We start from the raw sequence: 18,870 nt of genomic DNA, 5'->3' as shown, positions 1-18,870 counted from the left end.
CTTAAGAACCGCCTCATGAGCGAGCAAGACCCCTATGAAGGCGTGACCTGGGACCTGTCGAAGTCCCTGAGCTATGGCCAATATCTGCAACTCGACAAGGTGCTGGGCGCCCAGGCCCCACGCTCCGGCGAGCATGACGAGCTGCTGTTCATCGTCATCCACCAGTCGAGTGAGCTGTGGATGAAGCTGTGCCTGCATGAGCTGCGCGGCGCCGTGGCCCATCTGCGCAACGACGATCTGGAGCCAGCCTTCAAGATGCTGAGCCGGGTCGGGCGGATCCAGACCCAGATGATCCAGGCCTGGGAAATCCTGGCGACCATGACGCCGTTCGACTACAGCCGCTTCCGCGACGCCCTGGGGACCAGCAGCGGCTTCCAGTCGCACCAGTACCGCCAGATCGAATTCCTGCTTGGGGCGAAGAACGCCCGCACCCTGGAGGTGTTCGAGAGCGATCCGGCGGTGCATGCCGAACTGACTGCGGCCCTTGGCGCGCCAAGCCTCTACGACGAGGCCCTGGCCCTGCTGGCCCGGCGCGGTTTTGCCATCCCGCAGGCCTATCTCGATCGCGACTGGACGCAGGGCTATGAGGCCAACGCCGAGGTCGAGGCCGCCTGGCTGGCGGTCTATCGCGACGTCGAGACCCACTGGGATCTCTATGAGCTGGGCGAGAAGCTCGTCGACATCGAGTATCGCCTGCAGCAGTGGCGGTTCGCCCATATGAAGACCGTCGAGCGGATCATCGGCTTCAAGCGCGGCACCGGCGGCTCGGCCGGGGTGGCCTATCTGGTCAAGGCGCTGGAGCGGCCGTTCTTTCCGGAATTGCTCAGCCTGCGGACGGTTATCTAGTCGTCGAGCATCGCGGCGAAGGCGGGCGTCGTTCGCTCGCCGCCATCGCGGAGCTGCCAGTAGGCCGCAACGCCTTTTGCCGTCGCCCAGGCCGGCCCGGCCTCGGGTCCGAGCACCATAAGCACCGTACACAGAGCATCGGCGTCCATGCAGGTGTTGGCCAACACGCTGACCGAGGCGGCGGCCGCCTCGACCGGCTGGCCGGTGCGTGGGTCGATCGTGTGGGAACGGCGTCGGCCGCTGTCCATCCGGAAGCGGCGGTAGTCGCCGCTGGTAGCCAGGGACAGACCGTGCAGGGCGACGACGACGGGCTCATCGACGGTGACGCCGGGCGGCGTCTCGATCTGCACCCACCAGGGTTGGCCGCCCGGCTGGACGCCCTCGCCGCGCAGCTCGCCGCCGATCTCGACAAGCGCGTGGCGGACGCCGAGCGCTTCAAGAGCGCGGATCACGGCATCGACGCCGAAGCCCTTGGCGAGGCCCGACAGATCGAGTTCGAGACCGCCGGGTTGCAGGAGCGCCTGGCCCCGTCGTTCGAGCCGGGTCCAGCCCGACTGCGACCACAGCCCGTCCAGTTCCTGCCCGGCAGGCGGGCCGTCGCGCGGCCCGGCGGGGCCGAAGCCCCAGAGGTCGGTCAGGCGGCCGACGGTGGGATCGAAGGCGCCGTCGCTCTCCCCGGCCCAGTAGAGGGCGCGGTCGATGACGGCGGCGAAGTCGCTAGGAAGGTCATGCCAGCTTTCGGCGTCCGCGCGGTTGAACCGGCAAAGATCGGAGCCCGGCTCCCAGCCGCTCATCTGCATGACCACGGCGTTGACCGCGCCCTGGGCCGCGGCACGGATGTGCTCGGCCGTCACGCCGGCCGGCGGGCAGGCCTGCACCGTCCAGCTGACGCCCATGGTCGGACCGGTCAGCTTGAGGACCGGCCCCGGGGGCGGATCGCTGGCGCCGGGGTCCAGCGCCGGAGGGATGACGACCCGGTTCAGCTTAGTCTTTGAGGACTTCGAAGGTCGCCACATAGCCGGCGTTGCGCTCGACGCCGTCCGCGTCGGCCGGGCCCTTCACGGTGGCTTCCAGCCAGTAGAAGCCGGCCCTGGGCCAGGTGACGGTGAACTTGCCGTCCTTGTCGGTGGTCGTCCTGATCTCGCCGCGCTCGTCATTGAAGCGGGTGCCGCCCGGTTCGATCAGCACCTCGACGCCAGCCGCCGGCTTGCCGTCCAGCACCAGGCCGAAGGTCGCCTTTTCGCCGGCGATGACATCGTTGGGGTGGCTGACCGGGACCAGTTCCAGGCCCTTGCCGGTGGCCTTCAGCGCCGTCTCGGTCGGGGCGCCGTTGGTGACGAAGAACTCGACGCGGCGGTCGCTGAGGGACTTCTTCACCTCGGTGGCGGCGGCCGGAATATTGGCGGCCGCGTCGGCCGGGGCGCCGCGCCAACGCTTCTGCTCGCCGTTCACCTTGTAGGACACGTTCAGGCCGCCCGAGACATTGGCCACCCGATAGGTGCCCTGCTGGCTCAGCTGGATGTCAAATACGGAGCGGTATTTACCGGTGAACTTGTTCTGGGCCTCGACCGGGGCGCCGTCCGGACCGGTTATGACCAGGCCTTCGAGGCGCATGGGCACATGTTCGAAGACGAACAGGTCGTTGGACACGGCGGCGTCGACGCTGACCCAGGCGTTGTCACCCGACAGCACGGTCATCGAGGGCAGCATCCACTGGCGGTGGGCGCTGGCCTGGCCGGCGGCGGCGAGAACGGCGGCGAAGGCGCCAAGCGCGATGAGGGTCTTCTTCATGGTCTCGCTCACTTGATGGTCAGGGTGACGGCGGCCAGCTCGCTGGCGCCCTTGGCGGTTCCGCCCTTCCCGGCCCCATTCTTGTTATTGGGCCCGGTCCAGGTGAAGGGGATCTTGACGACCTCGCGGCCGCCGACTTCGCGGGCGGCCTCGACCACCAGGGTGTAGGACCCCGGCTTGAGGCCGGCCAGGCGGGCGGCGGGGACGACCAGCTGCTGCTTGCCTGGGGCCTTGGTCGGGGCGCTGACGGCGTTGATCGCGCCCTTGTCGAGGCTGCGGCCGGTGCGGCGCCACCACTGGCGCATGTCCTTCAGCCAGGTGGCGCCTTCGCCCTTGGGGTTCTTGGTGTCGTACCAGACGGCCAGGGTCTTCACGGCCGTCTCGTCGGGAGTTTCGATCCAGATCGCGACGTAGGGACGATGGTACTCGGCCACTGTCATCTTCGGGATTTCGACGCCGACGGTCAGGTCGCCCGCGAGGACGGGGCTGGCGATGCCGGCGAGGAGGGTGGCGGGCAGGACGATACGCATGGACATCTCAGGGCATGAAGTGGAGTGCGAGGACGAGCGGGATGAACAGCCCCAGGCCCACGTACCACCAGGTGGTCTTGCGGGCGTGGGCGTGCATGAACAGGAGGATCAGGCCGGTGACGCAGAAAACGATGCAGCCGGCCGCGAAGATGTCGAGGAACCAGGCCCACACCGGCCCGGTGTTGCGGCCCTTGTGCAGGTCGTTGAGGTAGGAGACCCAGCCGCGCGAGGTCAGCTCGGCTTCGGTGGCGCCGGTCTGGGTATCGATGGTGACCCAGCCGTCCCCGCCCGGGCGGGGCAGGGCGATGTAGGCCTCGCCGTCCGACCATTCGATGGCGGCCTTCTTCGGCGCCTCGACCTTGAGGTCCTTGTTCAGCCAGGCCTGGGCGGCGTCGGGCAGGGCTCCCCCGGCGGTCTCCGCCGCCTGCATCGCCTTGATTACCGGGGCCGGGGCGGTGGCCTCGCGGTTGGTGACGACCGGCTTGGCCTCGATCTGGCGGGCATGGTTCAGGGTGATGCCGGTGACGGCGAACAGGATGATGCCGACCAGGCAGATGGCGGCGCTGATCCAGTGCCAGCGCACGGTCTCGCGCAGGAACCCGGCCCGCATCTGCGCCCGCTTTTTCGCCTTAGCCTTGGCGGCCAGCTTCGCCTCGTCCACCGCGACGTCCATGGTCAGCGACGGCCTCGCCCTGTTCCTGCCTGGCTAAGGAGGTGGGCCGAAGGATGGGACGAAAAGCGCATGCGGGGAGGCGGGCCGAATTATTGAGAACGTCTCGCAATAGCAGACTTGGCCGCCGGCGCAAACCTGCAGTGAGAAAAAGCGGCGAGGCCGGGCTTGCGGCGTTCGGGCGCAGGGGATGAGACCGGCCGGTAACCCCGCTGAAACGCTTGCCCGATAGGGTGTTCGCCCATGGACGCGGCGCTGCCTGATCCCCTCGAGGGCCTTTGCGTGATGGTGGTCGACGACCACCACAGCACGCGCCGCCTCGTCGCCGACGTCCTGCGGGCCGGCGGCGTTGACCGGGTGATCACCGCCGAGAGCGGCTCGGAGGCGCTCGCCATGATGGCCGGGACGCGGCCGGACGTGGTCATCACCGACTGGCTGATGCCGGTGATGGATGGCCTCAGCCTGATCCGCGCCATCCGCCAGGCGGCGATCACCGAGGACCCGCGCATCCCCGATCCGCGCCTGCCGATCATCCTGCTGACCACCGAACGCACCCGTCGAGACGTCGAGATCGGCCGGGCGGCCGGGGCCGACGCCTTTCTGGTCAAGCCCTTCACCCCGGCCCGGGTGCTGGAGCGGGTGGCCACGGTGCGCCAGCGCGAGATCGATTTCGTCATTTCCACGGGCTACGTCGGCCCCGACCGCCGACAGGGCCGTGAGGACGACGAGGGCTATGCCGGCCCCCTGCGCCGCCGGGGCGATGCGGCCAACGGCGTGGACATCGCCGCCCGCGCCGCCCTCTGCGCCCAGATCCTCGACGAGATGGCCACCTTCCAGCGCCTGATCGTCGCCCGGGGCGGCCTCGACCACCTGTTGCGCCAGATGGCCTGCCGGGTGATGCACGCCATTCGCCAGCGGGCCAGCGAGGTTGGCGACCGGGTGCTGACCCGCGCCGCCGCCAGTCTGGGGCGCTATGTCTCGGCGGTCGGCGGGGCCGGCAAGTCGGACCCGGAGGTGGTGCAGATCCACCTCGACACCCTGCGCTCCCTGGCCCTGCTGCCGGCCAGCGACCTGAAGGGCAGCGCCCTGATCACCCGCCAGCTCGATCGCGCCGTTTCGCGCCGGATCGAAAACCATCTGGCGGGCCTGACCCTCGACTACGGCCCGGTCACGGCGCCGGGCAAGCGGCTGGCCGTCCTCGACGTCTGATTGCGGATGGGGGCTAAGGGCCTATATGGCTGAGCCATGGCCGAAGCCTTCAACGACCTCACCCTTTCCGCCGACAAGGCCGCCCGCTACGCCGAGGTGGCCCTGGAGATCGCCTCGGTGCTCGACGGCGAGCCGAACGTCACCGCCCGGATGGCGACGGTGGCCTCGATGCTGGCCAGCAGCTTCGACCACTATTTCTGGACCGGCTTCTACGTCGTCGACGAGACGCGCGAGCGCGAACTGGTCGTCGGCCCCTACCAGGGCACGCTGGGCTGTCTGCGCATCGCCTACGGCCGCGGCGTCTGCGGCGCGGCGGCGGAGACGGGCGAAACGCAACTGGTCGAGGACGTGCATGCCTTCCCCGGCCACATCGCCTGTGATGCGCGGAGCCAGAGCGAGATCGTCGTGCCGGTAAAGGATGCGAGCGGCAAGCTGCTGGCCGTGTTCGACGTGGACAGCGACAAGCCGTCAGCGTTCGACGCCGTGGATCAGGCGGGGATTGAGACGATCCTGCGGGCGACGTTCGCGCAGTAACCTCGGGGCGGCCCGGGAGAGGGTTTCTAAACCTGCCTGGGCTATGCAATCGGCATGACCGCCCGCGTCAGCCTCATCGTTCCGACACAACGCCGCCCTGACGGGGTGGCGACGGCGCTGCGTTCGCTGGTGGCCCAGATCGGGGTTGATCCCGCGCAGCTGGAGCTCATCGTCGCCGACAACGACGCTGTTCCCTCGGCCCAGGCCTTCGTCGAGGCTCTCACCGCGCCGTTCCCGGTTCGCTACGTCCACGAACCGCGCCCCGGCGTCGCCAATGTCCGCAACGCCGCCCTGGCCGTCGCCACGGGCGAGTTGATCGCCTTCCTCGATGACGATGAGGAAGCCCCGCCGACCTGGCTGGCCAATCTGCTCTCGGCGCAGCAGGCCCTCGGCGCCGACGTCGTCTTCGGCCCCGTCCGTGGGCGCGCGCCCACTGGCGTCCGCCACCGCGCCTATCTCGAAGACTTCTTCTCCCGACACGGCCCCGCGACCACCCAGGTCCTCGACAGCTGGTACGGCTGTGGCAACAGCCTGATCCGCCGCACCGCACTGCCGCATCCGACCGCCCCGTTCGACCCGGCACGCAACGCCAGCGGCGGCGAGGACGACCTGCTGTTCGCCCAGATGGCCGCCGCCGGCGCCTCGTTCGGCTGGGCCCACGCCGCCTTCGTCTGGGAAGACCCTGTCCCCTCGCGGCTGACCCTGGCCTACGCCCTGCGCCGCGCCTTCGCCTACGGACAGGGGCCGAGCGAACACTGCGCCGAGCACAGGGACATACCCGGCATCGCCCGCTGGATGCTGGCCGGCTTGGTCCAGACGGCCCTCTGGACGCCGGTCGTCGCGGTCAAATGGGTCCTCTTCGCGCCCGACCGCGCCATGCCGCTGGACCGGCTGATGCGGGGCCTCGGCAAGACCTTCTGGTTCCCGCCCTTCAGCCAGAGCTTTTACGGCCGGGCTGCGTAAGGGAAGCCTTGCACCGCCTGCCGTAGCATCCCAAAAAGGGTTCAATGAGCCCGTCCCGCACCATCACTCTCGACGGCGACCTGATCGCCGACGCCCGGGCGCTGAGGGACGCGTTCGGCTGTTTCACCACCGGCGTCACCGTGGTCACCACCTGCGCCGCCGACGGCCGCCAGGTCGGCTTCACCGTCAACGCCTTCTCCTCGGTCAGCCTCGACCCTCCGCTGGCTCTGGTCTGCGTCGATCTCAAGGCCTCCAGCCTGCCGGTGCTGGAACAGGCCGGGAAGTTCTCGGTCAACGTCCTGCACGCCGAGCAGGAGGACATGGCCCGCCGCTTCACCGTCAAGTCGGCGGACCGCTTCGAAGGCCTGACCTGCGAGACCTGGGACCACGGCGTGCCGATCCTGCCCGGCTGCATGGCCAACTTCGAACTCGAGACCACCCAGGTCATCGACGCCGGCGACCACCGCATCTTCATCGGCAGGATCCTGAAGGTCCGTTTCGATCCCGAGCACGAGCCGCTGGTTTACCTGCGCGGCCAGTTCCGGCGGGTGCATACGGACTGACAGGGAATCTGCGGGGGGCGTCAAAAATTGCCACCCACACCTGCCGTTAGGTCATACTTACGCGTCCCAGTCGCTTGGCTTATCTTACCGCGAACGTAAACGAGAACCTCGGGAGCACCCCATGGCCGAAGCCTATATCGTCGCCGCCAAACGCACCGCCGGAGGCCGTAAGGGTGGCCGTCTGGCCGGCTGGCACCCCGCCGACCTCGCCGCCCAGGTGCTGGAAGGCCTGATCAAGGACGTGGACGCCGATCCCGCCCTGGTCGAGGACGTCATCATGGGCTGCGTCGGCCAGGCCGGCGAGCAGTCGGTGAACATCGCCCGCAACGCCATCCTCGCCTCGTCCCTGCCGGAAAGCGTGCCGGGCACCAGCGTCGACCGCCAGTGCGGCTCCTCGCAGCAGGCCATCCACTTCGCAGCCCAGGCGGTCATGTCGGGCGCCATGGACATCGTCATCGCCTCGGGCGTGGAGAGCATGACCCGCGTGCCGATGGGCACCCCGGCCATCCTGGCCCTGAAGGCCGGCATGGGCAGCTACATGAGCCCCAACATCCAGGAGCGCTACCCGAACATCCAGTTCAGTCAGTTCGCCGGCGCCGAGATGATCGCCAAGAAGTACGGCCTGACCAAGGACCAGCTCGACGAGTACGGCTACAACAGCCACCGCAAGGCGATCGAGGCCACCAAGGCCGGCAAGTTCGCCAACGAAATCGTGCCAGTGAAGATCAAGACCGCCGAGGGCGTGGAAGAAGAGCACACCGTCGATGAGGGCATCCGCTTCGAGGCCAGCCTGGAAGCCATGCGCGGCGTCAAACTGCTGCAGGAAGACGGCGCCCTGACCGCCGCCACCTCCAGCCAGATCTGCGACGGCGCCTCGGGCGTGCTCGTGGTCAACGAGAAGGGCCTGAAGCAACTGGGCGTCGAGCCGCTGGCCCGTATCCACCACATGACGGTGATCGGCGCGGATCCGGTGATCATGCTGGAAGCCCCGATCCCGGCCACCCTGCGGGCGCTGGAGAAGAGCGGCCTGAAGATCGACGACATCGACGCCTTCGAGGTCAACGAAGCCTTCGCCTCGGTGCCGGTCGCCTGGCTGCAGGCCACGGGCGCCGACCCGGACCGCCTGAACGTCAACGGCGGCGCGATCAGCCTCGGCCACCCGCTCGGCGGGTCGGGTTCGAAGCTGATGGCCACCCTGGTCAACGTGCTGAAGGACCGCGGCGGCAAGTACGGCCTGCAGACCATGTGCGAAGGCGGCGGTCTGGCCAACGTGACGATCATCGAGCGGCTGTAAGCCTCTCGGTCATCGAGATAACGGAAGGGCCGTCGGAGCGATCCGGCGGCTCTTTCTCTTTACCTAAGGAACCGCCGAGGGCGTGACCCGCCAGATGATGTTGCCGACGTCGTCGGAGACCAGCAGGCCGCCGGTCTTGTCCTGCGCGAAGGCGACGGGGCGGCCCTGGGCTTCCTTCCTGGCGTTCAGGAAGCCATCCAGCACCACGACCGGTCCACCGGACGGATTGCCGGCCACGAAGGGCACGTAGATCACCCGGTAGCCGCTGGGCGGGTCGCGGTTCCAGCTGCCGTGCTGGGCGACGAAGACGCCTCCGCGCCAGACCTCCGGCAGCAGCGGCCCGCTGTAGAAATGGATGCCGAGCGAGGCGGTGTGGGCGCCCAGGCCGTAGGAGGGCTTGAGGGCCTTGGCGACCATGGCCGGGTTGGCGGGCTCGACCCGGTCGTCGACAGTCTGGCCCCAGTAGCTCCAGGGCCAGCCGTAGAAGCCGCCGTCCTTGACCACCGTCATGTAGTCGGGCGGCGTGTCGTGGCCGATCATGTCGCGCTCGTTGACGGCCGCCCAGAGCTGGCCGGTGACGGGCTCCCAAGCCATGCCGTTGGGGTTGCGCAGGCCCGACGCAAAGGTGCGGCGGCCGGAACCATCCAGGTTCATCTCCAGGATGGCGGCCCTTTCCTTTTCGACCTCCAGCCCTTCGTCGGCGATGTTGCTGGATGAGCCGACCCCGACGTACAGCTTGGAGCCATCGGCCTTGGCGATGATGTTGCGGGCCCAGTGGCCGTTGGAGCCGGTGGCCGGCAGGTCGGCGATCTTCTTGCCGGCGCCGTCGATCTTCGTCGCGCCTTCGATGTAGTCGAACACGACCACGCTGTCGGTGTTGGCGACGAACAGCTGATTGCCGACCAGGACCATGCCCGACGGCGAGTTCAGGCCGGTGATGAAGGGCGTTTTCAGCTCGGCCACGCCATCGCCGTCGGCGTCGCGCAGCAGGGTGATACGGTTGGGGCTGGGGACGCCGGCCCCGGCCTTCTTCATCATGTTCTTGGCGACCATGGCGGTCAGCCCCTTGCCCTCGCGCGGCGGGCTGTTGCTCTCGGACACCAGGATGTCGCCGTTGGGCAGGGCGTAGAGCCAGCGCGGGTGCTCCAGGCCCTCGGCGAAGCGGGCCACCTTCAGGCCCTCGGCGGGAACGGGTGCGGCGTCCTTGGCCCAGCCGACGGCCTGGCGGGCGTTGACGGTCGGCAGGGGAGAGGTCTTGGCCGCCGGCATGGTCGGGTTGGGGCCGTAGCCTTCGGAGCCGTCTGACGTGGTCGGCTTCTGGCAGGCGGCCAGCGACAGGGCGGCCAGCGCAAGGCCGGTCAGCAGCAGACGTTTCATGGATCGTTCCCCGACAGTCGTTGGGAGAACGCTACTCCGCAAATCAGCCCGGCGTCACGCGCCAGATGACATTGCCGACGTCATCGGCGACCAGCAGGGCCCCGCGCCGGTCCACGGCCACGCCGACGGGGCGGCCCTTGGTGTGGATGTTCTCATCGAGGAAGCCGGTCAGCACATCCTGGGCCGGGCCGCTGGGCTTGCCGCCGCTGAACGGGACGAAGACGACCTTGTAGCCGCTGACCGGGTCGCGGTTCCACGAGCCATGCTGGCCGATGAAGGCGCCGCCGCGATACTGGCCGAGCAGGTCGCCGCGATAGAAGGTCAGGCCGAGCGAGGCGGTGTGGGCCCCGAGCGCATAGTCGGGGGTCAGGGCGACCGCCACCTTGGCCGGGTCCCGCGGTTTGACCCGGGTGTCGACACGGCCCCAGTAGCTGTAGGGCCAGCCGTAGAAGCCGCCGTCGCGGACGCTGGTCATATAGTCGGGCACCAGGTCGTGGCCGATCTCGTCGCGCTCATTGACCGTCGTCCACAGCATGCCCGAGACCGGCTCCCAGTCGAGGCCATTGGGATTGCGCAGGCCCGTGGCGAACAGGCGCTTCTGGCCGGACGCCAGGTCGATTTCCCAGATGGCGGCGCGGCCTTCTTCCTTGTCCAGGCCGTTCTCGCCGACGTTGCTGTTCGAGCCGACAGTTGCGTAGAGCTTCGTCCCGTCCGGACTGGCGATGATGTTCTTGGTCCAGTGGTGATTCAGCGGGCCGGCCGGCAGGTCGGCGACCCTGGTCCCCGCCGCGCTGATGCGGGTGGCGCCGGGCTGGTAGGGGAAGCTGACCACGGCGTCGCTGTTGGCGACGTAGAAGGTGTTCCCGACCAGGGCCATCCCGAACGGCGAGTTGAGGCCCGACAGGAAGACGGTCTTCGTCTCGGCCACGCCATCCCCGTCGCTGTCGCGCAGCAGGCTGATGCGGTTGGCGCTGGGCACGCCGGCTCCGGCGTTCTTCATCACCGCCTTCATGACCGCGCCCTTGATGCCCTTGCCGTCCTCGGGCTTGGGCGGGGCGTTTGACTCGGCGACCAGGACGTCGCCGTTGGGCAGGACGTAGAGCCAGCGGGGGTGGTCGAGGCCGCTGGCGAAGGCTTCGACCTTGAGGCCGGCGGCGGCGATCGGCTTGTCGCCGGCCGGCCAGCCGACGGCCTTGCGGGCGTTGATGGTCGGGATCAGGGCCGACTGAGGTTCGACGATGGTCGGGTTGGGGCCGTAGGTGGCGGAGGCGGGCAGGCTGGTCTTGCCGGCGCAGGCGGCGAGGGCCAGCAGCGAGGCGGCGCCTGCCAGGGTGAGGGGCAGGACGCGGGAGAGGGCGGTCACGGGCAATGTCCTTCTTGGCCGGACGTGGCGTCCAGCGAAGGCAAAGCGTTCGGTGGTTAAGCTTGTTCCCCTCAGCCCCGAGGCTGGCGCAGGCGGGCGGTGAAGCGCTGGGCGCCGGCCGGGTAGAGGAAGCGGGCGGCGGTGACGCCGGCCCCCGAGGCCCAGGTCTTGCGCTCCAGCGACAGCAGCGGTGAACCGGTGGAAATCCCTAGTCTTTTGGCGGTCTGGCTGTCAGCGGCCAGGGCGGTGATGGCGTGCTCGGCCTCGGTCCAGGGGACGTGGGTGAGCAGCCAGGCGCCGGGGGGCGCGTCCTCGAACCGCTCGCGGGCGGCGGCGGGGGCGGCGTCCAGGCTGATCAGCCGCTCCTCGAGGGCGTGCGGCTCGCCGTCGGCCAGGTGCAGGCCGATGACCAGCAGGACAGGCGCGCCCTCGGGAACGCCCAGGCGGGCGGCTTCGTCGGCCGAGGCGCCGGCCTCGCGGCGGGCCAGGCGGCGGAAGGCGTAGTCACGGCCGGAGGCGCGCACCTCGGCGGCGACATCGCGGATTTCCAGCACGGTCTCCTGCACCGTGCGGCGGGTGACGAAGGTGCCGGCCCGCTTGCGGCGCTGGACCATGCCGGCCTCGGCCAGGGCGTTCAGGGCCCGCGACACCGTCATCCGGGCGCAGTTCCATTCGGCGGCCAGGTCGGTCTCGTTGGGTAGTTTTTCGCCGGGCTTGTAGATGCCGGCGAGGATGTCGGCCTCGAGCCGGGCGCGGATGGCTTCGTGGAGCGGCTGGGTCATGCGGTGAGGCCTTTGAGGACGGCGCTGTAGCGGGCGTTGATGGCGCTGCGGTCAAGGTGGCGGCCATTCTCGACCACGCGGCGACCGTCGGCATAGACCGAGTCGATGGCGGTGCGCCCCTGGCTGAACACCCAGGTGTCGATGGCCAGGTCGTCGGAGCGGCCGGCCATGTCCGGATGGTCCATGTCCAGGCAGACGACGTCGGCCCGATGGCCAACGGCGAGGGCGCCGAGCGGCTGGCCCAACGCCTGGGCGCCGCCCCGATGCGCGCCCGTGAGCAGGGCCCGGCCGGTGCTTTCGCCTTCGGTCCGGGAGAGCAGGTTGCGGCCGCGCAGGGCCAGGCGCTGGGCGTATTCGAGCTGGCGCAGCTCGCCGGCGGCGTCGACGGCGATGTTGCTGTCGGTGCCGACTCCGAAGCGGCCGCCGGCTTCCAGATAGCGCGCCGAGGGGAATATGCCGTCGCCGAGGTTGGCCTCGGTGATCGGGCAGAGGCCTGCGACCGCGCCGGATCTGGCAAGGTTTTCAGTCTCTTGGCGGGTCAGGTGGGTGGCGTGGATCAGGCACCAGCGCTGGTCGACGCCGGCGTGGTCGAGCAGCCATTCGACCGGCCGCTGGCCGGACCAGGCCAAGCAGTCCTCGACCTCCTTGACCTGTTCGGCGGCGTGGATATGCACCGGGCCGTCGGCCAGGGGGAGGATGGCTTTCAGCTCGTCCGGAGTGGCGGCGCGCAGGCTGTGGGGGGCGACGCCGACCACGGCGCCATCGCTCTGCAGGGCCTCGACGATGCGGGCGAAGCGGCCCGGATCATTGATGAAACGGCGCTGGCCCGGGGTCGGCGGCTCACCGCCAAAGGTGGCGTGGGCGTAGAAGACCGGCAGCATGGTGACGCCGATGCCGGTGTCGGCGGCGGCCCTGGTATGGCGGCGGGCCAGTTCGGCGACGTCGGCGTAGGGGGAGCCGTCGGGGCTGTGGTGCAGGTAGTGGAACTCGGCCACGGCAGTGAAGCCGGCCTCCAGCATGTCGGCGAAGGCGTAGGCCGCGATGGCCTCGACATCGTCGGGGCCGAGGCGGGCCAGGAAGCGGTACATGACCTCGCGCCAGGTCCAGAAACTGTCGGCCGCCGGGCCTCGGCGTTCGGCCAGGCCGGCCATGGCGCGCTGGAAAGCGTGGCTATGCAGGTTGGGCACGCCCGGGACACCGAGCGCCTGGCGGGATTCGCCCGAAATGGGCGGTTGGTCGGTTTGCAGCGCGGTGATGATCCCGTCCTCGCACGTGATCCGGACGTTCGAGGCCCAGCCGTCGGGGAGCAGGGCGCGGTCGAGGAACAGGGTCGTCTGCATGACCCCGAGGATCAGGTTGCAAGATGAATATGTCTAGACATATTGTGCGGGCCTTCGCGGAGGATTCATGCATTTCGACCGGCTCTGGCGTGGCGGACGGCTGGCGACTCTCGACGAGTCGCGAACCGGTCTTGGCCTCGTCGAGGACGGCGCGGTGGGCTGTGTCGCCGCGCGGATCGCCTTTGTCGGGACCGACCTGCCGGACGGCTGGAGCGCCGATGAGGTGGTCGAGCTTGAGGGGCGGCTGGTCACCCCGGGACTGATCGACTGTCACACCCATCTGGTGTTCGCCGGGGACCGGGCGGACGAGTTCGAGATGCGGCTGCGCGGGGAGACCTACGAGACCATCGCGGCGGCGGGGGGCGGGATCGTTTCCACGGTCGCCAGGACGCGGGCGGCCAGTGAGGGCGAGTTGGTGGCGAGCGCGCTGGAGCGGCTCGACCGGCTGCTGGCCGAGGGGGTCACGGCCATCGAGGTGAAGTCGGGCTATGGGCTCGATCTGGACAGTGAGCTGAAGATGCTGCGGGCGGCGCGGGCTCTGGAGAGCGCGCGGGCGGTGAGCGTGGCGACCAGTTTGCTGGCGGCGCACACCCTGCCGCCGGAGCATCGGGACAGCCGCGAGGACTATGTCGCCAAGGTGGTGGATGAGATCATTCCGGCCGCCGTGGGCCTGGCCGATGCGGTCGACGCCTTCTGCGAGACCAACGCCTTTACGCCGGACGAGGTGCGGGCCGTGTTCGATGCGGCCAGGGCGCATGGCCTGCCGGTGCGGCTGCATGCCGACCAGCGGACGGCCGGCGGCGGGGCGCAGCTGGCGGCGGAGTACGGGGCGCTGAGCGCCGATCATCTGGAGCGGACGGACGCCGAGGGCGCGGCGGCGATGGCCAGGGCGGGGACGGTGGCGGTGCTGCTGCCGGGGGCCTTCTATGCGCTGCGGGACGAGGAGAAGCCGCCGGTGGCGCTGTTCCGCCAGGCGGGGGTGCGGATGGCGGTGGCGACGGACTGCAATCCGGGGAGTTCGCCGCTGACCTCACTGCTGACGGCGGTGAACATGGCGGTGATCCTGTTCGGGCTGACGGTCGATGAGGCGCTGGCCGGCGTGACGCGGGAGGCGGCGCGGGCCATCGGGCGCTGGGATGACATGGGGTCGCTGGCGGTGGGCAAGGCCTGCAACCTGGCGATCTGGGATGCGACGCGGCCGGTGGAGCTGGCCTACTGGCTGGGGCGCAATGCGTTGCGCACCCGGGTGTTTCAGGGAGTGGATGCGTGACAGTGGTGTTGACCCCGGGCGAGGCGAGCCTGGCCGACTGGCAGGCGGTGTTCGCGGGTTCGAATCCCACCCTCTCCGCCGGGGCCTGGCCGGCCATCGCGGCCAGCGCGGCCGTGGTCGAGGCCATCGTGGCCAAGGGCGATGCGGTCTATGGCGTCAACACCGGCTTCGGCAAGCTGGCCAACATCCGCATCGAGACGGCGGACCTGGCGCGGCTGCAGGAAAACATCGTGCTCAGCCACAGCGCCGGCGTGGGTGAGCCGCTGGAAGCCGACGTCGTGCGGCTGATGCTGGCCCTCAAGGCCGCGAGCCTGGGGCGCGGCGCCTCGGGCGTGGCGCCGGCGACGGTGGAGATGATCCTCGAGCTGCTGGCTCGCGACTGCCTGCCGCTGATCCCGCGCCAGGGCAGTGTCGGGGCGTCGGGCGATCTCGCGCCGCTGTCGCATATGGCGGCGACCATGATCGGGGTTGGAGAGGCTTTCGTGGCCGGCGAGCGGATGCCGGCGGCAGACGCCCTGGCCAGGGTCGGGCTGAAGCCGCTGGTGCTGGGGCCCAAGGAAGGGCTGGCGCTGCTCAACGGGACGCAGTTCTCGACCGCCTGTGCGCTCGCCGGGCTGTTTCGGATCGAGCGGGTGTTCCAGGCGGCGATGGTGGCCGGCGCCCTGTCGGTGGAGGCGGCCAAGGGCTCGGTGGCGCCGTTCGATCCGCGTATCCATGCCCTGCGCGGGCATCGGGGACAGGCCGAGGCAGCCGCCTCGTATCGAGCAATGTTGGCGGGCAGCGCGATCCAGGTCAGCCATGCCCACTGCGAGAAGGTGCAGGATCCCTACTGCCTGCGCTGCCAGCCGCAGGTGATGGGGGCGATCCTCGATCTGGGGCGGCAGGCGGCGACGACTCTGGGCATCGAGGCCGGCGGGGTGACGGACAACCCGCTGATCTTCACCGAGACCGGCGAGGCGATCAGCGGCGGCAACTTCCACGCCGAGCCGGTGGCCTTTGCGGCCGACATGCTGGCCATGGCGGTCTGCGAGATCGGCTCTATGTCGGAGCGGCGCACGGCGATGCTGGTCGACCCGGCGTTGTCGGGGCTGCCGGCGTTCCTGACGCCGCGGCCGGGGATCAACAGCGGCTTCATGATCCCGCAGGTGACGGCGGCGGCGCTGGTGTCGGAGAACAAGCAGCGGGCCTATCCGGCCAGCGTGGACAGCATCCCGACCAGTGCGAACCAGGAAGACCATGTGTCGATGGCGGCGCATGGCGCGCGGCGCCTGCTGGAGATGGCCGAGAACGCTGCCCAGGTGGTGGCCATCGAGGTGCTGGCGGCGGCGCAGGGCTGCGATTTCCACGCGGGTTTGGCGTCGAGCGAAGGTCTCGAAGCGGTCCGGGCCTTGGTGCGCGGGCGGGTTCCGCACCTGGAGGATGATCGGTTCTTCGCGCCGGACATGGCGGCGGCGGCGGAGCTGGTGAAGAGCGGGGCGCTGGCCAAGGCGGCGGGAGTCGAACTGCCGGGGATGGTGGAATGAGGGCGCGCACATCTCCCTTCCCCCTCGAGGGGGGAAGGGTCGGGGTTGGGGGTGTGTCCACCGGGCGTCGGGTTGATCCCGAATGGGCGACGACGCCTTCTGCGCGCTTCCGGGCGCCTCGCGCGTTCACCCCCACCCAACCCTCCCCCCTCGAGGGGGAGGGCTATTTCAGGCGCCGTCCATGACCGCGGCGTGGCTCCACGTCCGCCGGGGTCAGGCGCCCCTCGTCATCTCCATCCCGCATGCCGGGACGGTGATCCCGCCGGAGATCGCCGACCATCTGGTCAGCCATGCGCTGGCGATCCATGACGCCGACTGGTTCATCCCGCAGCTCTATGGGTTTGCCGAGGCGCTGGACGCCACCGTCGTGCGCACCGACATCTCGCGCACGGCCATCGATGTGAACCGCGACCCCTCGGGCCAAAGCCTGTATCCCGGCCAGGCGACGACGGGCCTGTGCCCGACCGAGACGTTTGACGACGCGCCGCTCTACAAGCCGGGCCGCAATCCGCGAGACGCCGAGATCGCCCGGCGGCGGATCAGCTATTTCGCGCCCTACCACGACGCCCTTGAGGGGGAGATCGACCGGCTGCGGCTGATCCATCCGCGCATCGTGGTCTACGACGCCCACTCGATCCGCAGCCATGTCGAGCGCCTGTTCGACGGCGAACTGCCGGCCCTGAACCTGGGGACCAACAGCGGGGCCAGCGCCGATGCCGGCGCCGTGGCCATCGCCGAGAAACACATGGCGGCGTCGGGCTTCACCCACGTCACCAACGGCCGCTTCAAGGGCGGCTGGATCACCCGCCACTACGGGCGCCCCGAAGAGGGCGTGCATGCCCTGCAGATGGAAATCGCCCAGCGGGCCTACATGGACGAGCCCGCCGGCCTCGACATTCCGACCTGGAACCCCGACCGCGCGGCCGCCCTGCAGGGGCCGCTGAACGCCATGCTGACCGACCTGATCGACTGGACGCACTCTTGAAGGAAGTTGGGGAATGACCCGCATCGACAACACCCGCGTCATCCGCAGCCCGCGTGGCCTGGAGCTTTCGGCCAAGTCCTGGCTGACCGAGGCGCCGATGCGGATGCTGATGAACAACCTCGACCCGGAGGTGGCCGAGCGGCCGGAAGACCTGGTGGTCTACGGCGGCATCGGCCGGGCGGCGCGGGACTGGGAAAGCTTCGACCGGATCGTGGCGACCCTGAAGCGGCTGGAGGCGGACGAGACGCTGCTGATCCAGTCGGGCAAGCCGGTGGGGGTGTTCCGCACCCACGCCGATGCGCCGCGCGTGCTGCTGGCCAACTCCAACCTGGTGCCGCACTGGGCGACCTGGGACCACTTCCACGAGCTCGATCGCAAGGGGCTGATGATGTACGGCCAGATGACGGCCGGGTCGTGGATCTACATCGGCAGCCAGGGGATCGTTCAGGGCACCTATGAGACGTTCGTGGAGGCCGGCCGCCAGCACTACGGCGGCGACTTGTCGGGGCGCTGGATCCTGACGGCGGGCCTGGGCGGCATGGGCGGGGCCCAGCCGCTGGCGGCGGTGATGGCGGGAGCGTCCTGCCTGGCCATCGAATGCCGCGAGAGCCGGATCGAGATGCGGCTGAAGACCGGCTATCTCGACGTGAAGGCCAAGAATCTGGATGACGCCCTGGCCCTGATCGAAAAGGCCTGCGCCGAGAAGCGGGCGATCAGCGTCGGGGTGGTCGGCAACGCCGCCGAGATGCTGCCCGAGATGGTCCGGCGCGGCGTGCGGCCGGACCTGGTCACCGACCAGACGAGTGCGCACGACCCGGTCAACGGCTATCTGCCGGCCGGCTGGTCGGTGATGGAGTGGGACGAGCGGCGCGAGCGCGACCCCAAGGCCGTCGAGCAGGCGGCGCGGCGGTCGATGGCGCGGCACGTCGAGGCCATGCTGGACTTCCACAAGTCCGGGGTGCCGACCGTCGACTACGGCAACAACATCCGCCAGGTGGCGCTGGAGGAGGGGGTGGCCGACGCCTTCGCCTTCCCGGGGTTCGTGCCGGCCTATATCCGGCCGCTGTTCTGCCGGGGCGTCGGGCCGTTCCGCTGGGCGGCGCTGAGCGGCGATCCCGAGGACATCCGCAAGACGGATGCGAAGGTGAAAGAGCTGCTGCCGGACAACAAGCATCTGCACCGTTGGCTCGACATGGCGGCGGAGAAGATCCAGTTCCAGGGCCTGCCGGCGCGGATCTGCTGGGTGGGCCTGGGCGACCGTGACAAGCTGGGCCTGGCGTTCAACGAGATGGTGGCCAGGGGCGAGATCGGGCCGGTGGTGATCGGGCGCGATCACCTGGACTCGGGTTCGGTGGCGAGCCCGAACCGTGAGACCGAGGCGATGAAGGACGGGTCGGACGCGGTGTCCGACTGGCCGTTGCTGAATGCGCTGCTGAACACGGCGAGCGGGGCGACCTGGGTGTCGCTGCATCACGGCGGCGGCGTGGGCATGGGCTTTTCCCAGCACAGCGGCATGGTCATCGTCTGCGACGGCACCGAGGACGCGGCGCGGCGTCTCGCCCGTGTGCTGTGGAACGACCCGGCGACGGGGGTGATGCGGCATGCCGACGCCGGATATGAGGAGGCAGCGGACTGGGCGCGTGAGAAGGGGCTGGATCTGCCGTCGCTCTAGCGAGGGATCAGACGTTCAAGCTCTCCCCCCGCGAAGTGGGGGGAGGACAGATTTCGAGCCCAGGCGAGAAATCAGGAGGCGGGTCCCACCGGCGACAGGGAGGTTCCTCCTGCCGACAGACTTGCCCCCCTCCTGCATTGTCGCTCGCGCTCCAAAGC

General features: G+C 69.5%; 18 protein-coding genes. 10 read left to right on the top strand and 8 right to left on the bottom strand.

Going from position 1 to position 18,870, the window contains the following annotated elements; translation table 11 throughout:
* Positions 1-54: 54 nt before the first annotated feature.
* Positions 55-846 (top strand): tryptophan 2,3-dioxygenase, encoded by a 792-nt coding sequence (gene kynA / locus AC2YG9_RS00485; protein ID WP_487296902.1) that lies wholly within the window; start codon positions 55-57, stop codon positions 844-846.
* Here the strand turns inward: kynA and AC2YG9_RS00480 are convergent.
* From AC2YG9_RS00480 to AC2YG9_RS00465, 4 genes are read right to left on the bottom strand one after another with little or no spacing between them, the layout of a single operon-like run.
* The gene (locus AC2YG9_RS00480) at positions 843-1,862 is read right to left on the bottom strand and encodes an FAD:protein FMN transferase (RefSeq protein WP_487295961.1); all 1,020 of its coding nucleotides are present in this window, start codon (positions 1,860-1,862) and stop codon (positions 843-845) included. The two genes, kynA and AC2YG9_RS00480, sit on opposite strands and share 4 nt — an antisense overlap.
* Positions 1,831-2,637 carry a DUF4198 domain-containing protein gene (locus tag AC2YG9_RS00475; RefSeq protein WP_487295960.1) on the bottom strand — a complete coding sequence of 269 codons (807 nt, stop codon included), beginning with the start codon at positions 2,635-2,637 and terminating at the stop codon, positions 1,831-1,833. Before AC2YG9_RS00475 ends, AC2YG9_RS00480 begins: the two co-directional genes overlap by 32 nt.
* Before the next feature lie 8 nt (positions 2,638-2,645).
* Positions 2,646-3,167 carry a DUF2271 domain-containing protein gene (locus tag AC2YG9_RS00470; protein ID WP_487295959.1) on the bottom strand — a complete coding sequence of 174 codons (522 nt, stop codon included), beginning with the start codon at positions 3,165-3,167 and terminating at the stop codon, positions 2,646-2,648.
* Positions 3,168-3,174: 7 nt separating this feature from the next.
* Positions 3,175-3,840 (bottom strand): PepSY-associated TM helix domain-containing protein, encoded by a 666-nt coding sequence (locus AC2YG9_RS00465; RefSeq protein ID WP_487295958.1) that lies wholly within the window; start codon positions 3,838-3,840, stop codon positions 3,175-3,177.
* A gap of 240 nt (positions 3,841-4,080) precedes the next feature.
* Between AC2YG9_RS00465 and AC2YG9_RS00460 the strand changes: the two genes are divergently transcribed.
* From AC2YG9_RS00460 to AC2YG9_RS00440, 5 genes are all read left to right on the top strand, one after another.
* A complete protein-coding gene (locus tag AC2YG9_RS00460) occupies positions 4,081-5,046 on the top strand; it encodes a response regulator (protein ID WP_487295957.1) in 966 nt (321 codons plus the stop codon).
* A gap of 36 nt (positions 5,047-5,082) precedes the next feature.
* Positions 5,083-5,580: a GAF domain-containing protein gene (locus tag AC2YG9_RS00455; protein ID WP_487295956.1), complete on the top strand. Its 498-nt coding sequence runs from the start codon at positions 5,083-5,085 to the stop codon at positions 5,578-5,580.
* A 54-nt stretch (positions 5,581-5,634) separates the two neighbouring features.
* On the top strand, positions 5,635-6,543 hold the full coding sequence (locus AC2YG9_RS00450) for a glycosyltransferase (protein WP_487295955.1): 909 nt from the start codon (positions 5,635-5,637) through the stop codon (positions 6,541-6,543).
* A gap of 44 nt (positions 6,544-6,587) precedes the next feature.
* The gene (locus AC2YG9_RS00445; RefSeq protein WP_487295954.1) at positions 6,588-7,106 is read left to right on the top strand and encodes a flavin reductase family protein; all 519 of its coding nucleotides are present in this window, start codon (positions 6,588-6,590) and stop codon (positions 7,104-7,106) included.
* A gap of 121 nt (positions 7,107-7,227) precedes the next feature.
* Entirely contained in the window at positions 7,228-8,400 is a 1,173-nt protein-coding gene (locus tag AC2YG9_RS00440; RefSeq protein ID WP_487295953.1) for an acetyl-CoA C-acetyltransferase, read from the top strand.
* Positions 8,401-8,463: 63 nt separating this feature from the next.
* On the opposite strand, the gene AC2YG9_RS00435 is transcribed toward AC2YG9_RS00440, so the two are convergent.
* From AC2YG9_RS00435 to AC2YG9_RS00420, 4 genes are all read right to left on the bottom strand, one after another.
* Positions 8,464-9,777 carry a PQQ-dependent sugar dehydrogenase gene (locus tag AC2YG9_RS00435; protein WP_487295952.1) on the bottom strand — a complete coding sequence of 438 codons (1,314 nt, stop codon included), beginning with the start codon at positions 9,775-9,777 and terminating at the stop codon, positions 8,464-8,466.
* A 43-nt stretch (positions 9,778-9,820) separates the two neighbouring features.
* Positions 9,821-11,140, bottom strand: coding sequence for a PQQ-dependent sugar dehydrogenase (locus tag AC2YG9_RS00430; protein ID WP_487295951.1), 1,320 nt, complete (start codon positions 11,138-11,140; stop codon positions 9,821-9,823).
* Between the two features lie 71 nt (positions 11,141-11,211).
* Positions 11,212-11,922, bottom strand: a complete 711-nt coding sequence (hutC, locus tag AC2YG9_RS00425) for a histidine utilization transcriptional repressor HutC (protein ID WP_487295950.1) — start codon at positions 11,920-11,922, stop codon at positions 11,212-11,214.
* Positions 11,919-13,262 (bottom strand): formimidoylglutamate deiminase, encoded by a 1,344-nt coding sequence (locus AC2YG9_RS00420; protein WP_487295949.1) that lies wholly within the window; start codon positions 13,260-13,262, stop codon positions 11,919-11,921. Before AC2YG9_RS00420 ends, hutC begins: the two co-directional genes overlap by 4 nt.
* A 67-nt stretch (positions 13,263-13,329) precedes the next feature.
* On the opposite strand from AC2YG9_RS00420, the gene hutI reads away from it, so the two are divergent.
* From hutI to hutU, 4 genes are all read left to right on the top strand, one after another.
* Positions 13,330-14,532 carry an imidazolonepropionase gene (gene hutI, locus AC2YG9_RS00415; protein ID WP_487295948.1) on the top strand — a complete coding sequence of 401 codons (1,203 nt, stop codon included), beginning with the start codon at positions 13,330-13,332 and terminating at the stop codon, positions 14,530-14,532.
* A gap of 2 nt (positions 14,533-14,534) precedes the next feature.
* Positions 14,535-16,055: a histidine ammonia-lyase gene (gene hutH / locus AC2YG9_RS00410; protein WP_487296901.1), complete on the top strand. Its 1,521-nt coding sequence runs from the start codon at positions 14,535-14,537 to the stop codon at positions 16,053-16,055.
* A 181-nt stretch (positions 16,056-16,236) separates the two neighbouring features.
* Positions 16,237-17,040 (top strand): N-formylglutamate deformylase, encoded by an 804-nt coding sequence (hutG, locus tag AC2YG9_RS00405; protein ID WP_487295947.1) that lies wholly within the window; start codon positions 16,237-16,239, stop codon positions 17,038-17,040.
* 13 nt (positions 17,041-17,053) lie between these two features.
* The gene (hutU, locus tag AC2YG9_RS00400; protein WP_487295946.1) at positions 17,054-18,712 is read left to right on the top strand and encodes a urocanate hydratase; all 1,659 of its coding nucleotides are present in this window, start codon (positions 17,054-17,056) and stop codon (positions 18,710-18,712) included.
* Positions 18,713-18,870: the final 158 nt, after the last annotated feature.

The organism is Caulobacter sp. SRI_014, from assembly GCF_057586315.1.
The sequence above is the reverse complement of the archived record's forward strand: the minus strand, read 5'-3'. Positions and strand labels throughout refer to the sequence as shown.